Origin of the sequence: Alkalinema pantanalense CENA528 (assembly GCF_050753345.1) — a bacterium.
GTDB classification, from domain to species: Bacteria; Cyanobacteriota; Cyanobacteriia; order Leptolyngbyales; family Leptolyngbyaceae; genus Alkalinema; species Alkalinema pantanalense.
The window spans coordinates 1-7,479 of record NZ_JBLZFX010000160.1; the positions used below are offsets into that span (position 1 = coordinate 1).

Genomic DNA, 7,479 nt, shown 5'->3' on the forward strand with positions numbered 1-7,479 from the left:
GCTCGGATGTTTCCTTGAACAGCGATTTGAGTGCTGCCGTCAGTTGAATGCTGCCTGCTTCCATTGCTTGCTTTTGGGAACTCGCCCTCTATATTATAGGATGATTTATTCCGTGGAATGCTCTTAGCGTTGGCGTTGGTATTGCCTGAGTTGTTGTCTGAGATTCCGCCAATAAAAGATCGATCGTCGTCATTACCGGGTTTCCTAAGAATCATTTCAGGATTGACCTTTCCACCATGCACCATGTACCCGGCAAAATTGCTTCCGCGTATAAATTTACTACTCTGCAACCTTCAGAGCCGCCACACATTCACAGCCACCATCACGATCGCCAAGACTTACAATAGAACCAATATGAAACCACCATAGATTCATCCAGGAGAGACTCAGCCATGGTCGCTGCCCGTGATTTACCTCGCTTTACCCCCCAGGAATACCTCGCCTGGGAAGAACAACAACCCGAACGCTACGAATATTTCGATGGGGAAGTCTACGCAATGACCGGGGGAACCCTACCCCACGCCGACATCGCCCTGAATATTGCCACTGCCATCAAACCCCATCTAACAGGTTCCTGTAAAGTCAGAAACTCAGATGCCAAAGTGGCGATTAGTGAAGCAGGGCCATTTACCTATCCCGACGTTAGCGTTAGTTGTGACGATCGCGATCGTATTGCTAAACAATACATTCAATTTCCTTGTTTAATTATCGAAGTCCTCTCGCCCAGCACCGAAGCCTACGATCGGGGAGGCAAATTCCGCCTCTACCGCAACTTAGACAGCCTCCAGGAATATGGCCTAGTCAGTTCAGACCTCAAATCCATCGAACTCTTTCGCCGCAATGCCTCCGGAATCTGGGAATATACGTCCTACAGCGAAGGCGAAACCTTCACCCTCACCAGCATTGGATTAACCCTTGCCGTCGATGCACTGTACGAAGATGTCATTTTAGAAACCCCGATCGACGCATCGATCGTAGAATCAGACCGCGATCGGTCTTGAACCCACCCCCTGACTCCCCCTAAATGAGGTCGTGACCTATGCCCAAGGTACTCAATCCCAACGAGTCCTACACCTTTAGCAAATACTTCGATCTCCCCTACGCCCCAGAAGATATTTTGGCTGACTTAGGTTGCACCTTAGAGCGCACCGATCGAGAAACCCTGCCGTACACGCAAATCGAACTGGATTGGCTACCCGCACTAGCCGAAAGTATGCGGCGGCGGCTGAGACGGGTCAATACAACAACAGAACAAGCAAGACGTGAGGCGCTAATTTTTCCATTAATCGATCAGATCTGCGATCGCTTAAACTATCCCATCAATATTGAATATTCACTTACAGTTAGTAATTGGCTCAAGGGATCCCTCGATTACTACATCCCTAGTCCTAGTCACCTCCTGATTATTGAAGCCAAGCAATCGGATTTGACTAAAGGCTTTACCCAGCTTGCCGTTGAACTAATCGCCCTCGATCGCTGGATCGAAAGTGAAAATCCCATTTTGTATGGTGCGGTGTCAACGGGTGAGATTTGGCGATTTGGACAATACGATCGATCGGCCCACCATGTGATTGAGTATTTGCCTTTGCATCCGGTTCCACAGGAGTTGGAACTTGTGACACGCACGCTAATTGGAATTCTGCAAGGAGAAACCCCGATCGTCCTGGGATAAGGCACGATCGGGGTTCTCGTCTTATTTTGTCTTCTTATTCCGCTTAGGTTTTGATGAAACTGACTTGTTGTCTAGGTTTGGCAAATTATTCCGACAAGATTGTCCGGGTAACTGTATCCAAGCTGGGTGATTATCTGGAGGAATGGTACGGCAAAAATTTCCAGGAGCAAAAACTGTAATCTCAGTTTTAGAGTTATCAGATCTGTCAATCCAAGTTGTTAATCGGCAAACTCCTGGTTGAGGCCGTATCCCTGATGTAATTGGGCTGTACCAACGTAATAGAAATGATTTTTCCTCTCCTACAACCAGATCATCTAAAGAGTTGGCAGGTTTAATAATGTTGAACAAGAAGTTATTGTCTCCTGCAAAAGGTAGGCCATATCTTAGATCTTCTAGTTCTCCGTTGAGTCCTGCCAAGATGCGATTGCACAATTCTTGTTCTGCCTTAATTCCTACCACTATGTCTAGATTAACTAATACTTCTCGACGCACAGGCGCGATCCAATATTTTGCGCCATAGGTCTTTTTGGCCAGTTCAGCACCCGATGCACCAACCGGATATTGATGTAACTGTTGGGATAAAATTGCCAATTCTGGTTGTTTTACTTGTGCGATAGCAATTTCCATCTCTGGCAAGTTCTCTCGCATCAGGGTTACAGGAGTTGTGAGTTCCGCACGCTGTTCGATCGCCGCAAGATTGAGCAGTAGTCCATATATAGTGGAAGGAGATGGAATGGGGGTCGTTGAGCGATATCCCCCTGATTGAAATGGACGAAATGCAGCAAAAGGTGCTTGAAGTCGGAGAAACATTTTTATTCTCCTAAGAATGCATTGGCGAGTGCATCAAGTAAAGCTTCAGGATTAGCAAATAGATGAACACCTGCTTCATCAAGTTTGGTTTTAGTTTCAGCATCCAAATTACGAACAAGTTCACCACCTATCCAAAACTGATTACCAGGAAGATCACAGTCGGCTTCCTCTGCTTTCCCAATTCGTTGAACTAGTTCAGGAAATGCGCCCTCAGGGTCAAAGCCATAAGTATTGAACCCTGCTACTAACTTCGGTGTCAGTCTTGCAACAACGGAACGAGGAGCAAATTCGTAATAAGCTCTTGCATGGCCACCTGCTACGCCGTTTAGCTGCGCGATCGCCTTTAGCAAAGCTTTTGCCCAATCTGGCTTGGCAAGACAATCTCTTTGGGACAATGCAAAGGGATACTGGTAGGCTGTGTGGGTTACCTCCCGATGAAGCAAGGCAGAACTACCAGAATTTTGCCAGGGACTAGTTCCAGCGTTTTTAGGAGATTGATGAAAAACAGCATCATACTTATACGGGCTGAGAGCCACTGCCATATTGCAGCGGAATACACTATCCCGCTTGAGAGGTGGCAAATCTTTCTTCTTCTTTAAATCCTCTGGGAGTTTGGCAATCATGTAGCCGAACAAAAAATCATCGGCATACTTTTCGGCATTGGGCAGTTCCTTAAACTCAACAGCAAGCTGATCTTCGTCATGCAACCGAGTCCGATTGTGGGGAACATCAAGCGTGATCAAGGTTTCTCGCAAGGCATTGCGAATAGATTCAGGGCTGACAATGGCGTACTTTGCCCCATCCTTACTAATTTTCTGTAGAATAGTACGATTTTCTTCAGATTCACCGCGATAGTTCCCAGATGGAGCAGGATAGGTCAAAACAGTGGCAAACAGATTTAGATTACTCATAGTGGTTGAAAAAGCTGGAGTGAACACCACACCCAATGGGCATCAGAGGTAACGTCAAAACTTAGGCAGCAGATTCTTGAGCTTGCTTAGAATCTTTGGAAGGAAGGGGAAACTGACTCGACAGTGCCAAAAGTGTCAGAGCACGAATTTCATCAGTTTTGCTATATAAGGCTTCTGCAAATTGGACAAATTCTGATTCTTTGACCCGGGGGTATAGGGACGAGACAAAGTAGTCAATAAAAGCTTGCTGGTCAGTGCGTGACCTCACTGACAAAAACGCCTCATTGACAACCTTCTCCTTCTTCTCGTTATAGTCTTTTTCCTTCTTTGGATTACCTTTGCATTCATCCCAAGTTAAATCATACTTGGAGGCAAGTTTCCCAAGCACATAACCTTGGCAAACTTTGTAGACAATCTTGGCATAATCTCTAACTTCTTTCATTTCTTTCACTTTAACCTCGTGTTCAAATAGCATTCGCGCATCATGGCTAAAGGCAGAATCCTGTAACCATCGACGTGGGACTCGACTCAACAATGCATCAAACTCAATCCAAGCAGGTACTTCTTTGAGACGATCAGGTTGATCTGGGTCAGGTTGCGATCGCAGTAAATTCAACAACCGTTGTTTGCGAAACCAATGACACCAATACAGTCGTTGTAAATTGCTATAACGATCAATGGTGCTTTCAATCGCTTCGACATAGCCAATCGAGCGAATCTTGACACCGCTTGTACTAACCTTCTCTGCTTGAATGATTTCAGCACCCAAAACTAGATCATCTAGTTGTTTGCCCTTGCGCCCAATTCGATCTTTCAAGAGACGCAATAAATCTAATGCACTCTCCTCTGGCACATCAATTACTGCTTCTCTTGGCAAAAAGCGTCGTCGCGGCCACGGATCATTATTTCTATGATTCTGTAAAGCATCACAAAACTCTTCACAAAATAGCGAGAGGTTCGCTACATCAGGTACTGCAATGGCATAACCGACTTGTTCTGGTTTACCTTCTGAATCGGTAACCATTGGACAATAGACCTGAGAAACAAATACCCAAAAGTGCAGCAAAAATTGATATTTCACCTGATCTTTAGTGGGTACATTCTCTGCATTGATGGCTGCTGAACCTAGAAAATACTGCCCTGTTTGCCCTGTAGATTTCTCCGATTTCTGTAAGCTCTTCCATTCATCACTGTCTTTGGTGTAGCCCTTTTCCCAACGCTCCTCTACGAAAGGGTTACGGGTTGCAGGTACTCCCCGCACAATATTCCACACCATATCTCGCCAGAGCTTAATCCACAGCCCTCGATTTGGTTCTTCGCTGGAGAGATCAAGCGCTGGTAGAAAAGCTGCTTTGGGTTGAAGCACGGAGTAGTGGTAAATCTTGATTGTTTTGACTTTTCCCTTTTCATCAGTGATTTCCTTCTCTTCAATTCGATCAGCATCTTTAACCTTATTTTGCGTCGATCGCTCATCCTTAAACGCATCATAGGTGTAATCAAACAAGGCTTTCAGCCCCGCTTCATTTAGCCGAATCGTGACTCCAAATTCATCCAAACTATCCTGATCGAACTCAACAATGGCACCAGATTTCTGTCGCTCATTAAACCAAGATTGTTTATCGAGATAGTAAAGACAGAGAACTAACCCTGCCAAACCTGCTCGGTGCTGAGCAGAAGGTAATTCAGCCAATTGATAGGACAATTCCAAAACGTCACTCATGTGCCATACCCCCGTTTTGGGCAATAAAATTCATCCCTTGCTAATGCAATATACTTCGGCATCCAACTAGGTCGATCTTCATCAGGATATAAAAACTTCCTAGATTTCAATACCGGTAAAATCAAGTCATCAAAGGGTTCTTTGGCATTGATTCGAGTCTTGAGGAGATCGAGATCGCGCCACAAAATTGCATTAGTGGTGAATTCCTCTTCATTACCACGAAATGATTGAGTGGTTGCCCAATAACCACTGGTAATGAATGAAGACTCTTCCCTAACCTGAGATTCATCGGGTGAATACTCCAATAAAGCCTCCGCGAGTTCATAAGGACTGACTTCACCTGAAACTTTCTGAATAAATTGCTGGACTTTACTGTTCTCACCTTTTTTGAGATCTAACTCAAAATCCTGATATGGTTTAATTTTGCCTTCCGGTGGAGCATAAACATAAATCTGAGAGCGAAAATCAGCGGGACGCTCGGAAGAACGATTGGAGCGCCCAAATCTTTGTACTAATGATGAAATAGGAGCTAGTTCTGTAATCAATACATCGGCATCCAGGTCTAGTGACATCTCGCATACCTGAGTGGTCACTGCAACCACAGGTTTTTGCTTCTCCGTTTTACTGAAGGCAAATCGATCAACAGTTTCGCGATGGCGATCTTTCCGGTCTATCAACTTAAAGCGACTGTGATAGGTTAAGACCTCGATTCCAGCTTGCGTTAGGGTATTGGAGATTTGGCGACAGCGATCGACATTGTTCACTACCCACAAAACACAGTTTTCATCAGCATAGGCTTGCTTCACAATGCTTTCTGCTTCTGCCTGATCAGCGATAGATTGAATGACATACCGATTCCGTTGTTCAATCTGCTCTAGTTCGGCATCATCCTCGGCTGAAAAGACTTCTAACTGAAGTCCATGTTTCGCTTCTAACAAAGTATCCCGCCTGACTTTAGGTAGGGTTGCTGTTAGGCAAAGTACTGGAATATCAAAATTCTTCAGCAAATTTTGTAAGTGTCCAAACATCCGAGGTGAGAAGCTGTGAATCTCATCAATGACGATCGCTGAATCTGCTAAAACAGGCAATAGACATATACTGCCGTAGCTATGCGTCAAAAATGATAGAAACTGATCGACAGTTGCCGAGAAAAATCGCTTACCCCAATAACCCAACGCAAAGAGCCGCGCATCAGTGGTAAAGTCCTTATCCTTGACCGAATTACTACCCTCTTCAGGATTTTCTGCCATTGCTTGTAGCTCATAAGTTGCGGTGCCTGTCAGCAAACTTGCGTCAGTTTCCGGTGCCCAAGCCACATAATCTTTAAACCCTTCAGTGGCAGTTCCTCTCGTGGGGTAGAGAAAGATAATGTGACCAACATCATAGGTCTCCACCATCTTTTGCAACCACTTATAGGCAAAGATAGTCTTCCCGGTGCCACATCCACTCAAAAGCAAAGCGCGATTTGCTAAAAACTCAGCTTTCTTCTGAAACTCCTTCAACTCAAACTTGCCAAACTTCTCTCGAATCTGTTGATAGCGTTTTTGCAAAATCTCATCTTCAATTTCCTGTGCTGTTACTTTAGGACGGTGCAAATACTTGTCAACCCATTCAACAATTGCTTCAGAACTTTTGGTGCGAAACACACCAGAAGCAACGGAATCGGCTGCAATTAAACCAGCTTTGACTGCCAGCAAAAGGGAACGTTTGGGTTGTCTTTCTGAGTTATCAGTCTTAGACTTGAATCGAGGAGGTTTCAGGCTTCTCGTTAGAGCCTTACCACTTTCCTCAGCAGCCCGCATAATACCCAGCCAGAAGCCACTATCAGCAATCCATTTGTCTGGTAACTCACCTGTGAATTCAGGAATTTCTGCAATTGCAGCAACCTGCTGAAGAATGTTATTAACCTCTGGATGCAGCCCTGTAAAATCGGATGCATTTAGATAAAGCTCTATTTCATCCCCTGGTTTGAGTCCTTTGGCCGTTGACCAGTCCTCTGGATGTGCCTTCAAGTGGTGCGATAAAACTGCCGCCGTGATGATTTCCAAATCTAATGGCAGCGGGCTAGCCTTTAGCCAGTCTCGAATCTGTGGCAAATGTAAGATCAAGGTACTGATAGTTTCATGCCGCAATGCCTGTTGTTTCCGTTGTTTCAACACAGCTTCATAGAAATGAGCATTTGCCTTGCCAATATCATGAAACAAAGCAGCAAGATACAGATGGTGTAAGAACTCATCAGCATCCGTCACTTTAACCCTCTTCAGTCACTCTAAGCAGAGGAAAAGATAAGTTGCAGGTTTAATCGCTGCACTGAAGGACAGATGAACTGATTCATAGGACGGATCAATTGCTCAAATGCAGTATGC

Annotated in this window: 7 protein-coding genes; 2 read left to right on the top strand and 5 right to left on the bottom strand. The window is 44.9% G+C overall.

The window, feature by feature from the left end:
* The coding region (locus ACN4EG_RS26570) for a hypothetical protein (protein WP_431633302.1) at positions 1–245 on the bottom strand (245 nt) is incomplete at its 3' end.
* Positions 246–392: 147 nt separating this feature from the next.
* Between ACN4EG_RS26570 and ACN4EG_RS26575 the strand changes: the two genes are divergently transcribed.
* Both ACN4EG_RS26575 and ACN4EG_RS26580 read left to right on the top strand, forming a co-directional pair.
* The gene (locus ACN4EG_RS26575; protein WP_431633303.1) at positions 393–1,001 is read left to right on the top strand and encodes a Uma2 family endonuclease; all 609 of its coding nucleotides are present in this window, start codon (positions 393–395) and stop codon (positions 999–1,001) included.
* Positions 1,002–1,039: 38 nt separating this feature from the next.
* Entirely contained in the window at positions 1,040–1,672 is a 633-nt protein-coding gene (locus tag ACN4EG_RS26580; protein ID WP_431633304.1) for a hypothetical protein, read from the top strand.
* 21 nt (positions 1,673–1,693) lie between these two features.
* On the opposite strand, the gene cas5 is transcribed toward ACN4EG_RS26580, so the two are convergent.
* The 4 genes from cas5 to cas3 form a co-directional block, all read right to left on the bottom strand.
* Positions 1,694–2,482: a CRISPR-associated protein Cas5 gene (gene cas5 / locus ACN4EG_RS26585; protein WP_431633305.1), complete on the bottom strand. Its 789-nt coding sequence runs from the start codon at positions 2,480–2,482 to the stop codon at positions 1,694–1,696.
* Positions 2,483–2,484: 2 nt separating this feature from the next.
* Complete coding sequence (gene cas7i, locus ACN4EG_RS26590; RefSeq protein ID WP_431633306.1) at positions 2,485–3,393, bottom strand: type I-B CRISPR-associated protein Cas7/Cst2/DevR; 909 nt, start codon at positions 3,391–3,393, stop codon at positions 2,485–2,487.
* A gap of 61 nt (positions 3,394–3,454) precedes the next feature.
* Positions 3,455–5,113: a type I-MYXAN CRISPR-associated protein Cmx8 gene (cmx8, locus tag ACN4EG_RS26595; RefSeq protein WP_431633307.1), complete on the bottom strand. Its 1,659-nt coding sequence runs from the start codon at positions 5,111–5,113 to the stop codon at positions 3,455–3,457.
* Positions 5,110–7,362: a CRISPR-associated helicase Cas3' gene (cas3, locus tag ACN4EG_RS26600; protein ID WP_431633308.1), complete on the bottom strand. Its 2,253-nt coding sequence runs from the start codon at positions 7,360–7,362 to the stop codon at positions 5,110–5,112. The genes cmx8 and cas3 overlap by 4 nt, the downstream gene beginning before the upstream one ends.
* Positions 7,363–7,479 lie beyond the last annotated feature (117 nt).